At 55.8% G+C, this 14,493-nt stretch carries 17 protein-coding genes and 1 pseudogene; 17 read left to right on the forward strand and 1 reads right to left on the reverse strand.

The window, feature by feature from the left end:
* Nucleotides 1-216: 216 nt before the first annotated feature.
* From NB311A_RS16545 to NB311A_RS16585, 10 genes and pseudogenes are all read left to right on the forward strand, one after another.
* Complete coding sequence (locus tag NB311A_RS16545; RefSeq protein ID WP_009799783.1) at nucleotides 217-657, forward strand: globin family protein; 441 nt, start codon at nucleotides 217-219, stop codon at nucleotides 655-657.
* 406 nt (nucleotides 658-1,063) lie between these two features.
* Nucleotides 1,064-1,306: pseudogene (locus NB311A_RS22730) on the forward strand (Arm DNA-binding domain-containing protein); the annotation flags it as partial.
* A gap of 57 nt (nucleotides 1,307-1,363) precedes the next feature.
* Nucleotides 1,364-2,299 carry a site-specific integrase gene (locus NB311A_RS16550; RefSeq protein ID WP_245257024.1) on the forward strand — a complete coding sequence of 312 codons (936 nt, stop codon included), beginning with the start codon at nucleotides 1,364-1,366 and terminating at the stop codon, nucleotides 2,297-2,299.
* Nucleotides 2,296-2,751: a hypothetical protein gene (locus NB311A_RS16555; protein WP_040675694.1), complete on the forward strand. Its 456-nt coding sequence runs from the start codon at nucleotides 2,296-2,298 to the stop codon at nucleotides 2,749-2,751. Before NB311A_RS16550 ends, NB311A_RS16555 begins: the two co-directional genes overlap by 4 nt.
* 87 nt (nucleotides 2,752-2,838) lie before the next feature.
* Nucleotides 2,839-3,051, forward strand: coding sequence for an AlpA family transcriptional regulator (locus tag NB311A_RS16560; RefSeq protein ID WP_009799780.1), 213 nt, complete (start codon nucleotides 2,839-2,841; stop codon nucleotides 3,049-3,051).
* Nucleotides 3,048-3,272: a cold-shock protein gene (locus NB311A_RS16565; protein WP_040675763.1), complete on the forward strand. Its 225-nt coding sequence runs from the start codon at nucleotides 3,048-3,050 to the stop codon at nucleotides 3,270-3,272. The genes NB311A_RS16560 and NB311A_RS16565 overlap by 4 nt, the downstream gene beginning before the upstream one ends.
* 18 nt (nucleotides 3,273-3,290) lie before the next feature.
* Nucleotides 3,291-4,046, forward strand: coding sequence for a hypothetical protein (locus tag NB311A_RS16570; RefSeq protein ID WP_009799778.1), 756 nt, complete (start codon nucleotides 3,291-3,293; stop codon nucleotides 4,044-4,046).
* Nucleotides 4,036-4,341: a hypothetical protein gene (locus NB311A_RS16575; protein WP_131522928.1), complete on the forward strand. Its 306-nt coding sequence runs from the start codon at nucleotides 4,036-4,038 to the stop codon at nucleotides 4,339-4,341. Before NB311A_RS16570 ends, NB311A_RS16575 begins: the two co-directional genes overlap by 11 nt.
* A 138-nt stretch (nucleotides 4,342-4,479) precedes the next feature.
* Nucleotides 4,480-5,847, forward strand: coding sequence for a hypothetical protein (locus NB311A_RS22735; RefSeq protein WP_009799775.1), 1,368 nt, complete (start codon nucleotides 4,480-4,482; stop codon nucleotides 5,845-5,847).
* Between the two features lie 266 nt (nucleotides 5,848-6,113).
* A complete protein-coding gene (locus NB311A_RS16585; protein ID WP_009799773.1) occupies nucleotides 6,114-8,024 on the forward strand; it encodes a primase-helicase family protein in 1,911 nt (636 codons plus the stop codon).
* 142 nt (nucleotides 8,025-8,166) lie between these two features.
* Here NB311A_RS16585 and NB311A_RS16590 read toward each other — a convergent pair whose 3' ends face one another.
* Nucleotides 8,167-8,808, reverse strand: coding sequence for a hypothetical protein (locus NB311A_RS16590; protein ID WP_131522929.1), 642 nt, complete (start codon nucleotides 8,806-8,808; stop codon nucleotides 8,167-8,169).
* Between the two features lie 542 nt (nucleotides 8,809-9,350).
* On the opposite strand from NB311A_RS16590, the gene NB311A_RS16595 reads away from it, so the two are divergent.
* The 7 genes from NB311A_RS16595 (at nucleotide 9,351) to NB311A_RS16625 (ending at nucleotide 14,473) form a co-directional block, all read left to right on the forward strand.
* The gene (locus NB311A_RS16595; protein WP_009799771.1) at nucleotides 9,351-9,995 is read left to right on the forward strand and encodes a hypothetical protein; all 645 of its coding nucleotides are present in this window, start codon (nucleotides 9,351-9,353) and stop codon (nucleotides 9,993-9,995) included.
* On the forward strand, nucleotides 9,989-10,741 hold the full coding sequence (locus tag NB311A_RS16600) for a phage terminase large subunit (protein WP_009799770.1): 753 nt from the start codon (nucleotides 9,989-9,991) through the stop codon (nucleotides 10,739-10,741). The genes NB311A_RS16595 and NB311A_RS16600 overlap by 7 nt, the downstream gene beginning before the upstream one ends.
* Nucleotides 10,732-11,391 carry a hypothetical protein gene (locus NB311A_RS16605; RefSeq protein ID WP_009799769.1) on the forward strand — a complete coding sequence of 220 codons (660 nt, stop codon included), beginning with the start codon at nucleotides 10,732-10,734 and terminating at the stop codon, nucleotides 11,389-11,391. Before NB311A_RS16600 ends, NB311A_RS16605 begins: the two co-directional genes overlap by 10 nt.
* 202 nt (nucleotides 11,392-11,593) lie before the next feature.
* A complete protein-coding gene (locus tag NB311A_RS22120; RefSeq protein WP_009799768.1) occupies nucleotides 11,594-11,752 on the forward strand; it encodes a hypothetical protein in 159 nt (52 codons plus the stop codon).
* Between the two features lie 11 nt (nucleotides 11,753-11,763).
* Nucleotides 11,764-12,021, forward strand: coding sequence for a hypothetical protein (locus tag NB311A_RS16615; RefSeq protein ID WP_009799767.1), 258 nt, complete (start codon nucleotides 11,764-11,766; stop codon nucleotides 12,019-12,021).
* A gap of 977 nt (nucleotides 12,022-12,998) precedes the next feature.
* Nucleotides 12,999-13,568, forward strand: coding sequence for a hypothetical protein (locus NB311A_RS16620; protein ID WP_009799766.1), 570 nt, complete (start codon nucleotides 12,999-13,001; stop codon nucleotides 13,566-13,568).
* Between the two features lie 101 nt (nucleotides 13,569-13,669).
* Complete coding sequence (locus tag NB311A_RS16625; protein ID WP_009799765.1) at nucleotides 13,670-14,473, forward strand: serine protease; 804 nt, start codon at nucleotides 13,670-13,672, stop codon at nucleotides 14,471-14,473.
* Nucleotides 14,474-14,493 lie beyond the last annotated feature (20 nt).

The raw sequence follows: 14,493 nt of genomic DNA on the forward strand, positions 1-14,493 counted from the left end.
GAAGGATATGGAAGGAATGGACGCGTCCCCGAACCTAGTCGAAACGGCGACGCCTGCTGAGCGGCACAACATGGTGCTAGCGCGCGGCCGGAGCAGGGAGACGCTTCGCGGGCTGAACGAAGGCCGAGGCCTGGCGATGGGCCGTCGCCGCCTCTGACGGCGACGGCCGGCGGGTGAAGGGACTGACTGCCAAGCCAAAACCTGGTGGAGCGTGCAATGTCCCCTGAACAGAAAGCACTCGTGAGAGAAACGTGGCAGAAAGTTGAGCCAATAGCAGACGAGGCGGCGCGTCTGTTCTACGATCGTCTTTTTGAGATCGACGTAACAGCGCGGCAGCTTTTCAAGACAACCGACCTGACGGAGCAGCGCCGGAAGCTTTTTCAAACTCTTACAATGGTCGTAGGGGGGCTCGATTATCTCGAGGTGCTTGTTCCGACCATTGAAGATCTGGGCCGCCGCCATGCACAATTCGGAGTCACGGACGCTCATTACGAAACGGTCGGTGCGGCCCTGCTGTGGACGCTGGAGCAAGGGCTCGGATCGGAGTGGACGCCGGAGGTGAAAGGTGCATGGTCTAGCGCTTATACTCTGCTGGCCGATATCATGCGCGCAGCCGCTGCTCGATCCGCTGCCTCAACGGTGACAGCAAACACGTAATCGACATCGGCAAACGACCTGGAACAGAGAACCTTGCAGACTCATCGACAGTCCGTTCGGCACGAGACTGTCACCCATGTCTTAGGTGCAAGCTGTTACCCATGTCTCCGGGTCGTACACATGTCTCGGGGGCGTACACTTAATTTTATGGTGAGCGCGGAGGGACTCGAACCCTCGACCCCATGATTAAAAGTTATAAAGTCCAACCATTCAAAGCGTTTCGTTCCCTTTCATAAGAGAAGGTCGGCTACCGTAACAGGCTGCATCAGTTGCATATTATCGCGTTTATGCTATTTAGTGAAATTCATTGGGGCCACATGCTATTTCAGGCCCTTGTGGCCCCATAGTGGCCCGAGGAATTTCACGGATGCCAGCGAAGAAGCACAGAAGGGAACTGACCGTCACAATGGTCAGTAAACTGAAGCCACCTACCACCGAGGGAGGGCGCCTTTGGGTTGCGGATTCGCTTGTGCCTGGTTTCGGCGTTCGCGTGACCAACAAGGGATCGAAAACCTACGTGCTCCGAACACGCTATCCAGGCGAAGCAAGTGCCAGTCGCCGAGAAATCGGGAAGGTTGGAGAGATCGAACTCACAGACGCGAGAGACAAGGCTCGGGGCTGGCTTAAGCTGATTTCTGAGGGAAAAAATCCTACCCACGTAGAGGCAAAGAAACGCAACGTTCAGATTGAGCGAGACGCCGCGACCGTGAATGCTCTCCTCAACGCTTTCGTGAAGCGCCACGTCAGCAAGCTCCGCAGCGAGGATCAGATCACAGCGGCGCTAGATCGATATGTCCGACCGCGCATCGGGGATACTTCGATCTACGATTTGAAGCGCCGGCAGATTGTGGAACTGCTGGATGCTGTAGAGGACAAGGCCGGACCGGTGATGGCGGATCGCGTGCTGGCCCATGTCCGCAAGGCGTTCAATTGGCAGGCCGCGCGGGATGACGATTTCCTTTCACCAATCGTCCGGGGCATGGCCCGGACCAAGCCCAAGGAACGAGCCCGGCAACGTGTCCTGACGGACGATGAAATCCGGGACATTTGGCAGGCGCTGGAAACGGCCGACGTGCCGTCCTGTTATCCGCGTTATGTCAAGATGCTGCTACTGACAATGACCCGGCGCAACGAATCCGCCGATATGAACGCCGCTGAAGTCGAGGGCGATCTTTGGACAATTCCAGGCAAGCGCTACAAGAATAAGCTGGATCATGTCATTCCGCTGTCGCCGGATGCGAAAGCCCTGATCGGCGAGAAGCCGAAAAGGTTCAAGGGCAATGACTGGTTCGTGTTCTCGACCACGGACGGCAAACGGCCATTTAGTGGATTCAGCAAGGCCAAGGTTAGCCTTGATCTCGAAATCGCCAAGCGGCGCAAGGCAGAGGGCAGGGCGAGGATGCCGCATTGGACGCTACACGACCTGCGTCGCACCGCTCGGACTTTAATGAGCCGCGCCAAGGTGCCAGAGGATCATGCCGAGCGTGCCATGGGGCATGTCATTGCCGGCGTGCGTGGCACCTATGATCGATATTCGTTCCTCGACGAAAAGCGAGAAGCATTTCAGAAACTGGCGGACCTTGTCGCGATAATCCTCAAGCCTCGGGCGGGGAATGTGATCAACATTGCAAGCGCCAAATGATGACGAAGAAAATCACAGACACCCTAGCGCATTTGCGTGCAAAGATCGAAAACGTCAGAGTTACGGATGAGGTAGCGAATGACCCCGTCGCGCTCAAGGCGTTGGCCGAATTAGAGGGGCGTATATCCGCGGTTGAAATGACGAGCGCTCAATTAGATCAAAGCCCGAGTTGGGAGAAGTACGAAGTAGCTCGCCAATCGCTTCACGAACTCTATGTCGCTGCGGGTCAGATTATCGAAGTTGGCGCGACTGCCGCGACCCGACGGGGCGGCTATAAAGGTGCGGCGACGACGAACATCAACCGCGCGATGTCAAGCGACACCCGAAGATCCATTAAGGCTGATTTTGATCGTTTGCGGGCATCCGGCATGGCGAAGGAAATCGCCTATATGAAACTCGCGCGCCACTACAAATTAAGCGACCGGACTATTAGGCGCGCGATCAAGCCGTAACGAGTCAACTGCAGCAAATCTGACAGCGGCTCACGTAGTCAGATTTCCAGTAGCAGTATGTGCTTCTGAATTTCACAGGAGCACCGCATGTCGCAAAAGCTCATCGACTACGCTGACCTTTCCGAAAAAGGCATCAACGCCTCTATGGTGACCCTCTGGCGTTGGGAGAAGGCGGGAAAGTTTCCGCGGCGGGTCCGCGTTTCACATCTGAAAGTTGCTTGGGTCGAAGACGAGGTCGACCGGCACATTGCCGCGCGTATTGCTGCACGTCCCGCGCGGGTAGCGGAGTGCGCCGCGTGAGCTGCAGTGTCAAATACCGTGGCACTGTTGTGCATTGGAATGCCGAAAGAGGCTTCGGTTTCGTTCAGCGTGACACCGATCAACGCGAAATATTCGTGCACATCAGCGAGGTCGACGAAGCCTACGAAAGTCTCGTGCTTGGTCAGCGCATTGAGTTTGAGATCGCTGAGAGCGAACGGAAACCGGGTCACCCCAAATGCGTCAACGTTGACGTCGTCTAGAGAAGAAGGATTCGTAAATTGGCTATTCCAACTATCTACGAGCAACTCGGTTCGCGTTTCAAAAGCGAATGGCTCAATAAGCCGACATTGCTTCGGCATTATGAGCATATCGATGCGATCAAGGCCGCTATCACTGCCACAAGCAATCAGCGGACGCAGCTTTCGGATTCAGGCGTGCATAGCCCCAAGGGTATCGCCGAGCAGATTCGGGTAAAAGCCGCTAAGGATCTGGTACCAATTCTTAAGCGGGCTGCCGAGCATACAGACCGCACTAAAAGTGCCATTGATCAGCGCCGAAAAAATCTAACGACGCCAAAGATTGATCCGATTGATTCGGTTGCGGAAATGCAACGCGCAGAAATCCGCGCCAATCTGAAATCTCTGTCAGCCGGTGATCGCATTGCCGCCGCTACGAAGGATCCGAGAGTCGCCGATGCATATCTGAGTGCGCCCGCGTTCTTGAGTGGCAGCAACGAGACAGAACGTGCGCAGATCGACGACCGGGTAGCGAAGCAGTTTCATGGCGACGCGTTGCAGGAAATCGACGCCGAGCGCGGAGCCATCGCTGTTCTTGATGCGGTGATTGGTGTCGGACTGACGGACTTGCGGAAGGTTACGGATTTCGAGAATAGCCCGCAGCAATTCGATGAATGGATGCATTCGGTCTCTGTGCCGAGCCGAACTTTCTCGGCAAATGAACCCGGCATTTTGCGGCCGTCAGATATCGGTCCGCGAACGGCAGCTAGCTATGAAAGGACAATTCATGACCACTAAATCTGACATGCTCACCTCACGCGCCACAGCTGGCACGAGGTACGCGGCCGCTATCACTGAGCTGCGTGCCGCATACGTGGACTTGGCTGCGCTCGACGGCGCGCTTAGGAACAAGAACTTCGGCGTGGGCGACACTGCCGCGGGCATCGGCGCCTCGGATGGTTTCAACGGTCGGCTGCCTGAAATTCCTCTCTCCTTGCGGCATGGCACATACGCCTCGGACCCGCTCGGCGCGATCGACAACGATGTGGACGCGCAAACGCTGACGTATTTGGCAGCACTACAGGCGGGATGAAGCTGCATGTCAGAGGATCGCATGACCGAAGAAACCAGAAAGCATGAAGACAAGCCGAAGCCAACGCCGCAGCCAGAGCCTGCCGATCCGTTCGGCTCCTTTGGTCCGGGCTTCATACCAGGTGAGGGAATCTAAACAGTGTTCAAATTATTCGATCGCGTGAAGGTCAACATTGCAACGACCGGGACTGGTGACGTAACGTTCGGCTCGGCATCGTCCAACGCGTTCGTGACTCCAACGGAGGCGGGGGCCGGAGACGGCGATACAGTCCGCTACCTTATCGTGGATGGCACCGACTTTGAGGTTGGTATCGGCACGATTAAGAGCAGCGTTGCCGAGATGGAACGCACGACGGTCAAAGAGTCCAAGATTGGTGGCACCGTAGGGACAACCAAACTCACCCTGAGCGGAACGGCAGTTCTGTCGCTTTCTGCCTCAGCCGCCGATATCCTTGTCCCGGTGAACAACCTGTCCGACTTGGACGACGCCGACACCGCCCTGGATAATCTTGGTGGCACCACGGTCGGCAAGGCGCTGTTTACGACGACGGATGCGGCGGCGGCACTAAATGCGATCGGAGGCATAAATTCCGATTTCATCGCTGTAAACCTCGTCGTTAATCCTGAGTTTCAGATTGACCAGTTCGGTGATGGTGTCGGCATATCGACCGCTGACAATGGATATTTTGCCGACGTATATCGTTACATCGGAGAGGCGATCGCTACTACATATGCACTTCTGCCAGGTGGCGGCGTTCGTTTTATCGGCACAACCGACAAAGGCGGCGTGTTTCAGGTCGTCGAGTCCATCAAATCAGTGCGGCTTCGCGACCAGGACGCAACATTGTCGGCCACACTGTCCGTCACAAATGCACGGATCGGCAACGTCAAAATGGCGATTGTGGAGTGGACCGGCACGGCCGACGCGACCACCAGTGACCCTGTTTCGTCATGGGGCGCAGACGGAACGACACCGACGCTCAATGCAAATTGGTCGTTCGTAAACACTCCCGCCAACCTCAACGTCACGACTACGCCGACTCGATATTCAGTGACCGGCACGGTCGGATCGTCCATCAACAATCTGGCATTGCTGATCTGGAATGACGATAAATCGTATACCGCGGGCGATGGGTTCAATGTCACTGACATTGATCTTCACGCCGGACAGGAGCGATCTTACCGGCCTATCGACATCGCGGCCGATATGAACAAGGTGCTCAGGTATTCCGAACCACTCTATTCTGTCGTGGCCTCTTGCTACAACACAACGTTAGGACTCGTAGCAGCGACTTGGCAAGCAAAGCGAACCACGCCATCGCTTGCGTTAGTTACCGCTGGCGCTTTGATTGGCAACGGCACCAGCAGCACGGTGACCAGCATAGCCAATCCGGTAGGCATGGGACCAACGGGCGGCAGTTGGGACATGAATGTTGCTTCCGGCCTAACCGCCGGTCATGCACGCACCTGGCGCAACGGCGTCATCGCGGTGACTTCGAGGCTATGACCAACAAAGGCACCAAGCCGCATCTACGCACCGACGCCGCGGCGATGAAGCGCGCGCCGACTGTCCCGAAATGGCTTCCCCATCTCCTAGAGCGGCGCATTATTCAAGTGATGGAACGACTAGTGCCAGACTGAAACGAAAACCGCCCGGATCGTTGGTGCGACCCGAGCGGCGATACTGAATTCTTGGCAGGGTTCTTTGTATCACGTTCGCGGCTTTTTGCAAGAGCTTTTCGATTCGGGCTTCCTTCAACAGAGGCCTGACTAATGTACTCACTATACCCGCCCAACACCGCCAGTGTGGTTGGCAATTCGCTGATTTTCTGCGACGGCCATTATCCCCTCGCATCATGCGAGATAGATGCGGACGGCACCGTCGAGATACTCGCCGACGATTCCGAAGGTGACGTCGGCGAGTACTTCCGGTTGCGTCCAGAGACGCTGCGCATCTTCGACGATGGTCGATGGGACATCGAGGAAGGCGTCGACCGGATCTTTTTCGACACCGACGAGAACCGGCAATGGATCCTCGAAGACCTTCCGGCAATGCGCGCGGAGGTCGAGCGCCGCGCCTACCTCCGCGCGGTCGAGCGCTGGGAAAATCTCACAGATCGACTCAAGGACGATGACGATTGGCCGGACTACCCGGTCTACGAGCCGGCGCGCGATCTGTGGGACAAGTGGCAAGCCGCGATCGCCGAGCACCGTGCGAACGGCTTTCGCGACTTCGCCAAGCTTGAGGTTTCCTACGAGGCGTATCGCAAAGAGTGCCCCAAGACGAAGAGAGAAATTGAATTGGAAAAGGCTCGGTCCCTGAAGCTGCAGGAGGAGAAAAAGCCCGTGCCGCCGGAGGGCATGGAATCCGCTACGGTGCTCGAACGCTTCTGGTGGCACATGCCTTCCGGCAAAGTGCTCGAAGAGACGTCTAGAAGCTTTTATGCCGCACAGAGCGTCGACAAACACATTGGGCGACTCAAAAGTCACCACATGGTTCAGCAAGGCGGACCAGGAATGCTGGCGTCAAACTGGCTCGCGCAAACTCGATACGTCGACTGTGTTGCATGGGATCCGAACAAAGAACTAATCATCAGGGACCACATTTTTCAGGACGAATGGATTCCGGCGCGAGGCCAAAACACGTTCAACCTTTATTTGCCGCCGAGCATCGTTCCCGTCGAAGGCGACGTTTCTCGATGGCTGCACCATCTGAAATACATCTATCCCGCCGAATGGGAACATGTGGTCAAGTGGTTCGCTCATCGGGTGCAAAAGCCGGGCGAGAAGTGCAATCACGCTTGCGTTTTTGTCGGCGAGCCTGGTATCGGCAAGGACATCGTTGTTCAGCCGGTCATCGCTGCGATTGGTGCACGAAACTTCAAAAGTGTATCAGCTAAGGAATTCTTCAATTCAGACTTTAACTCATACCTCGAATCCGTGATGCTTCGCATCGACGAGGTGCATGATCTTGGTGGCGAGTCGAAATATGCTTTCGAAGATCGGACCAAGACGGTGATCGCCGCGCCCCCGGCGCATCACTTTATCAACGCCAAGTACATTCCGCACCACTCTTGCGTGAACGTGACAGGCGTCATTTTGACCAGCAACCATGTCGATGCGCTCTATATCGACCCGCTGGATCGAAGGCATTTCGTCTGCATATCCGAACGCAAGCAGAGCGACTTCCAAGCCGGCTACTTCGAGGCGTTCGGTTCGTGGATGGAGAACGGCGGAAATCAGGCCGTCGCATACTACCTACAAAATCTCGACATTAGTTCATTCCACCCGAAGGCGAAGCCGCCCGAGACCGATGGCTGGCGTCGCATCGTCGCGGCAGGCATGGCGCCGGAGACCGGCGACCTCGCCGACATTGTCGAAGAGCTTAAGAGGCCGACGACCCTAACCATTCAAGATATCAGAGCGAGCCGCCACGGATCGGCGGTGCAAATGATGCTTAGTGACCCGGCGAACCGTCGGAAGATCCCGCGTCGGCTTGCTGAATGCGGATACGTGGTTGCCAACAACCGTGACGCAAAAGATGGACGCTGGCGAACGGAGATCGGCCGCATTCAGATATATGCCCGGAAGGAGCTGAGCGAAGCGGAGCGGATAGCAGCCGCCGCGGCGCGCGCCGCGACGATCAAGGCGCCGGCGGCGCCGCGATCACCGCCGCCGAGGTGAGGCGCCGCCTGATGCCACCTCTTAGAAAGTGCTGGGGTGTCGGACCCGGTGAGGTAACAGGTGTTCTTCGGCCCCAGAGTCACCATAAGTCTTTAGGACGGATTTGCGAACGTGATGAAAGTGTTCACCTCTGAATCCTTTTTCAAGACAAGAATGAGCTTTTGATACCTCGCTTTTTTGTTTCGCGTCGGACGCTCTCGAAGGAAATGATTTCTGAGTAGAACACGTGTTCATCCAGATTACCCCGCTCGCAGAAGCTGAGTTTTTCGTAAGGCTGCTTATGCTTCCTGTCGAAATAGCAATAGATGTGGGGGTAGGAGTAATACTGGTCTCCATCCCAATCGACAGTTTCTATGTTTTCGTAAGGCACGTAGCCCGTGAGCGTGACTTTTGTGTTCCCCCGCGCTCCTTTAGCTGGCGAATAATACACTTCTTCGTTCGCGTCATAGACCAGCTCGTAGATGCCGCAGCTCAACATAATGCCCCGTTCATAATTTCCGATAAGGCCTATTCGAAACCACGCCGAGATTCCCTTTCCCTCCTTCGTGTCTGGATAATTGTCTATTCTCCTGAGGTCACGGATGATGACCTCAGTGCTGAGCTTCTGATGTCGTTGATTTCGCAGCCACTCAACAAAAAGCGGCTTCCACTTTGAGCGGATCGCCAGAGTTTCCTGTGGTGTCAATCTGCGTCGGCGCGCGCGCCACCAGCGCCACCCGCCAGTACAGACAGTTATAAAGATTCGGCCTAAAGCAAGGCCTTCGCTCAAAAACGGAATAGGCATGGCACAGCTCTCCATTGAGGAACTTGAGAGCCGAAAGGGAAGAACACTTTCTGCGGGCCGATTTGGCGAATGTCAATTCGTCACTCCTAATGCCGGGGCCGGTGTCCGTCAGCAGGCCGCTTGTTCATCAACACGAAATAGCCGGAAGTACCATTACCACCGCCGCCGAAGTTAAGCGCGGACGTGTAAGACGCGTTGGACGCGTTCTTTCACTGTTGTCGAAATCGACTTGAACTTACGTGTTGACACGTAAAACAGAGCAGAAGGGCAGATAGAGAGAAGAATGGACAACCGCGTCCAACAGGTCCAACACGTCGTCGTCGATGTTGGTCAGTAACCACCGCGCGCAAACGAAACCGCCCTGGAATCCAGTCCGAAAAGCACCCTAAAACGTCGAACCCATGATAAGCAGTCACGTAGTCACATGCCAATGGTGCTTATAGAATATGCATAAGTTGACATTTTGAGATATTTCTATATATTGGGGCCACATAGGGGCCACATGACTATCAATTGCGCCGTAAATTTGCGAGTTTCTGATCTTGGGTAAGAGAGGCACCCGTTGCACGGTTTGCGACCACGACCACCGTCATCAAATTGAAATCGGGCTGACGCATGGCGTCGCTGCCCGCGTTCTTGGTGAACGGTTCGGTCTATCGAAGGATGCCATTCTCCGCCACGCCCGAAACCATCTGACACCCGCCCAGCGCGCCGCCATCCTGTCAGCACAGAAGCCGGCAGCGATCGATCTGGACGCGTTGCGGACGGCTGAGAGCGAGGGCCTGATCGCTAGCCTAGTTGCCCAGCGGGCGCGTCTCCTAGTGAAGGCGGACTTCGCCGCCGAGCATGGGGACATCAAGGGCAGCGTGGCGGCAGAGAACGCCATCACCGCGAATCTGACGTTAGTCGCCAAGCTCTTGGGCCAATTAGTCCAGGTTCACGACGTCCGACATACGAATCTCTTGGTCAGCCCGGACTACCTTAAACTGCGAAGCACGCTTATTGCTGCTCTGAAGCCGTTCCCTGAGGCTGCGCGAGCCGTTGGTGCGGCTTTGCACAGGCTGGAAAGCGATGCCGCCACCGACATCACCGCGGCTGCAGGCAAGGGCAGGGCGCGTGCGGAGCCTGTCTTGATAGACCACCAGTCAGCCGCGCCAGTCACCGTGCTGCCACCGCCGCCATGTTGATCGCTCATGACTTCGCCCGCGCCGTCGACCCGGTACTCATGGCGACCGATTGTGGAATTACACCGGATCCCTGGCAGGCCGAGCTATTGCGGCTCAATCCTAAGCGAGCATTGCTGCTGTGCTCGCGCCAGTCCGGCAAGACTACCGTCACGGCGCTGATGGCTCTACATCGCGCGATCTACGAGACCGGCGCCCTGGTGGTCATCGTCAGTCCCAGCAATCGACAATCGGGCGAGATGCTCCGGCAGATAAAGAAGCTGCACGGCAGCTTAAAAGGTGCCCCGGAATTAGTTGGCGACGCTGTACTCAAGGTCGAACTGGCCAATGGTTCGCGCATCATTGCGTTGCCTGGGACGGAAAAGACGATCCGCGGCATCGCAGGCGTGTCTCTGGTCATTATCGATGAGGCGTCGCGCGTGGACGATGAGTTGCTTGCCGCAGTGCGGCCCATGCTTGCCACTCGCGCCGACGGTAGCCTGATCGCATTGACCACACCTGCGGGCAAACGTGGCTTCTTTTACGAGGCATGGCATAGCGATGATCAGACCTGGCACCGCGTGCGCGTAGCTGCGAGCGATTGCCCACGTATCTCGAAAGAGTTCTTGGCCGACGAACTCAGGAGCCTTGGTCCGGCCCGCTATAGCGAGGAGTACGAACTTGCTTTCGTCGATGACGCCGCGAGTGCCTTTCCGACGGCCGTTATTGAACGAGCATTTACAACCGAGGTCGAACCGTTATGGGCGTGACGGAAGGATACCAAGAATTTGTCACCGATAAGTGGGCGCTTGCGGCGGACCTTGGTCAGAGTAACGACCCGACCGCAATATGCGTCATGCAACACCGTGTCATTGAGCGTGGCCATTGGCGCGAAGGACTTACAAAGGTCAGCGAGCACTTCGATGTTCGCCATCTACAGCGCTTGCCGCTCGGCTTGAGCTATGTGGATCAGGTCGCAGAGGTTCGCCGGCTTCTCGCCAGACCGCCGCTTAAGGATGGCTGCAAGTTTACGATCGATTCCACGGGTGTGGGCCGGGCGGTTGGCGACCTCTTTAATGATGCTGGAATGAATCCAACGCAGGTGACGATCACGGCCGGTAATGAGCAGACTAGAGTTGATCACTATCGTTGGCATGTGCCGAAATCTATTCTAATTTCAACGCTGGATGCTCGGCTGCACCTCGGCGAATTGCGTTTCGCCGCAGCACTGAGCGAAGCTGGTGCGATGGCAGAAGAGCTGAAGGATTTCCGTCGAAAGGTGACCGCAGCCGGACGCAGCACCTGGGAAGCAAGGGTCGGAAGTCACGACGATCTCGTGCTTTCGTGCGCCCTGGCTCTGTGGTCATTCGTCGGCTTGCCGAACCCTGCGATAGTGACTGTCCCAACCGACTGGTATTAATGACGTTCAAGGACTTCGCTCGCGTTCGGTTGACAAACTGCCGAAACGTAGTAGATTTTTTCAATGAAAACAAAGATTTAACGTTTATTCTTCGTTGACGTAGTGCGACCGCCGTGTATGATGCGGGTGCTTCAGACGAAGCGGGCCGCCAAGGTGCAGCAACACCGAAGCAGCCCTAACCCGAACCAGATGGAGAAGCATCATGGCCCAGGCTATCAACCACTCTACTCCCAAGAACATCGACATGAATACCGTTGTGATCCACGTCATGGCGCTCACGGTCGGTGTGTTGCTCGATGACAAAGAGGAAGTCCGCGCCGCTGAGGAAGCACTGGCTAACGAATGCGGCTTCGCGGTTTGAGGGAGGCGAGCATGGATATCGAGAACATCTTTGCCGCCGAGGTCTTCAACGCTCGCCGCACGGCTGCCGAAGCAGGGAGTACTCAGACCGTGACCGACCTCGTCAGTATGGCCCTTTCGGATTTGTGTGCTTTCTACACCGCCGGCCACATCAGCCAAGAACGATTCGACGCAATCGCGAGCAAGTATGTCCGATACGATGCCGATGACGAGCCATGGCCGCGCGATGACGTCGATTGGATGAGTGTGGTGCGGGCCGCGGTGATTTGAACTCCCCTTTACCGCACTGGCTAATTTCCACAAGTGCCGGTGAAGGGTCAAAACCACACATTCATACGGCTAATTGATACAGCGCAGAGGCGGTTCCAGAACGGTTTATTAACGGCGCCTCTCGCTACTTTTGATAGACTGGATTCGTTCTCTAAGAACGAAATACATTCAAAACCAGAACACGCTAAAGGAGTCCTCTCCACCACTCGTCTAGCGGCCCCGCTTAAGCCAGCCAAAACAAAACCCCACCAACTACCGAAGTAACTGGTGGGGCTTGAGATGATATTTTGAGGATTTCTCCTCATTGTATCATTCAATTTGCTAACCCGCGCGTTGCAAAGTCGTTCCAGCAACTTTTTAATTATTTCGGCGGCTGCAATTCGGGCGATCTCGACCATGCATCGTAGCGGGCTGCGGTCGCCGCCTGCTCTATTTTTTTCAGTAAGGCATCACGTGCGGGGCCAGGTCCTAGTTTGTCCGCTTGCTCGCGTGTCTTCTCAGCCCAAGCTGAAAGACGATCCTGGAGGGTTAGTTGCTTTGACCTACGACGTTCAGCCATTGCCGCATTCTCACTTTTGAAAACGGTAGAAATTCTAACGCCGAACAACCTTCCCGTGCGAGTCATTTCTTTGGGCGCGACTGATCCGGAATGCCTTGGAGCGTCTCGCCAACTTCCGCTTCCCCACCATGGCCTTCTTGCCGTTCGTGTTGCCGATCGGGGGATGCAACGTAATAAGTCACGTCAGCTATCGTGGTTATCCTTAGCTTGCAGCGCGTAAAACCACGCGAGATCGACGCGTATACGTCCGATAATGGTCATCGGGGCTGCCTTGAGTGCGGCTCGTATATCACCGCCGCGCGCTCGATTGCTTGCGCTACCGCAACTTCCAGACTGCCGCTTTCGTCCCGCTGTGGACCGGCTTGCATGTCGCTATTCCGTCTTGACCCGGCGTTGGACATGTTCCTATTTTGTTCTTATGGAGTCAAGCAGTCCGAAGCGACGTTTTCCGCCACCGTGGCAGGTCCACTGGGACGGCGCGGGACCATTCGTCGTCAGTGACGCCAAGGGCGTGCCGTTGGCCTATGTCCCCTGCCGCGACGATCTTCAAGGCATCGGTTTCGCCCACAACCACCTGACGTCGGATGAGGCCAGGCGCATCGCTAATGGCATCGCGCGGCTGCCCGAGTTCATGATGCAGCGGAAAAACTTTCACCCGCGAGGTGCCGGCAATTTCCGATGGAAAAAGTCGCGGCCGTACCATGTGGCTCTGGCGGATTTGTACATCAGGGAGCATTGGGGATTTATCGACGCCGTCTGTAGGCTCAACAGCATCCCATTTGACGGCACTGGCGAGAGCATCGAGCGAGACGGGATGTGGCGCGTATATGAGTTCGCGGTGCAGCTAGACGCGATTCAGTTTTGGGACCGATTCGAGGGGCGATGGCTCCGCGGAGAGGAGTTCATTTATCCGGTCCGGCCGAAAGGCTTGCCGCAGCTCCGCGAGCCGGTGGACATGAATCGGTTTGGGCGACGGCCGGAGCGATGATCTAAGATCACAGGGCGTAGCCCACGTCATTGGTGGTGCAAGGCGAAGATGCGTAAACTTCTCTTTGCAATCGTTATCGTCTTAGCTTGGGAGGGCAATCAGTGGCAGACGTCGTCGGGCTCACGGCAAACGTGCTTAAACGCGTAGTGCGTGTAGTCGTTGGAGCTTCATCGGGGACGGCATTCACAATTGACGTTGACGACCGCCACTATCTCATAACAGCAAAGCATGTAATTGCGGCGCTTAAGGAGGACACTGCGTCGATCCAGGTTTGTGGGGACGGAGGGCAATGCAAAGACTCGCTCGTAACGATTTTGCGTTGTCCCGATCCAATTGACATTGCGGTACTTGTACCGCGCGAACTGCTAACCGTTACATTTAGTCTGCCAGCAGATTCGTCCACTATGGTTTTGGGTCAAGATGTTTACTTTGTGGGATACCCATATGCCGACCCAGCGCTCAACACGATTACCCCAGCACTAGAGAATATCGGCTTCGTCCGAAAAGCGGTGTGGTCGGCGCAGCAACGTCAAAGCAACGCAACGACCATGTATTTTGACGGCCGAAATAATGTGGGATTCTCGGGTTCGCCCATTGTATTTCTAAAGCAGGGAAAACCTGGTTACGACTTTAATGTCGCAGGCGTAGTGTCGGGATTTCGGTCTGACTTCACTGAAACATTCACCACGAAGCCCGTCGTTGAAAGTGAAGTAACCGACGAAGATAGAGCAGCCAATCGTATTCTAAGGATAACTGACGGTACTCTCGTTAGAAAAATCCCAACAGGCCAATTCGTGGAGGGAAATACGGGAATCGTGATCGGCTACGATATAGGACATGCCGTCACGCTTATACGTAATGGGAATACCAAAGGCCCTCGAATCAAAAATGAGTCTATGAATTGACACGAAAATCAATCGGCTCT

The sequence above is a fragment of the Nitrobacter sp. Nb-311A genome, from assembly GCF_000152905.1.
Lineage (GTDB): Bacteria > Pseudomonadota > Alphaproteobacteria > Rhizobiales > Xanthobacteraceae > Nitrobacter.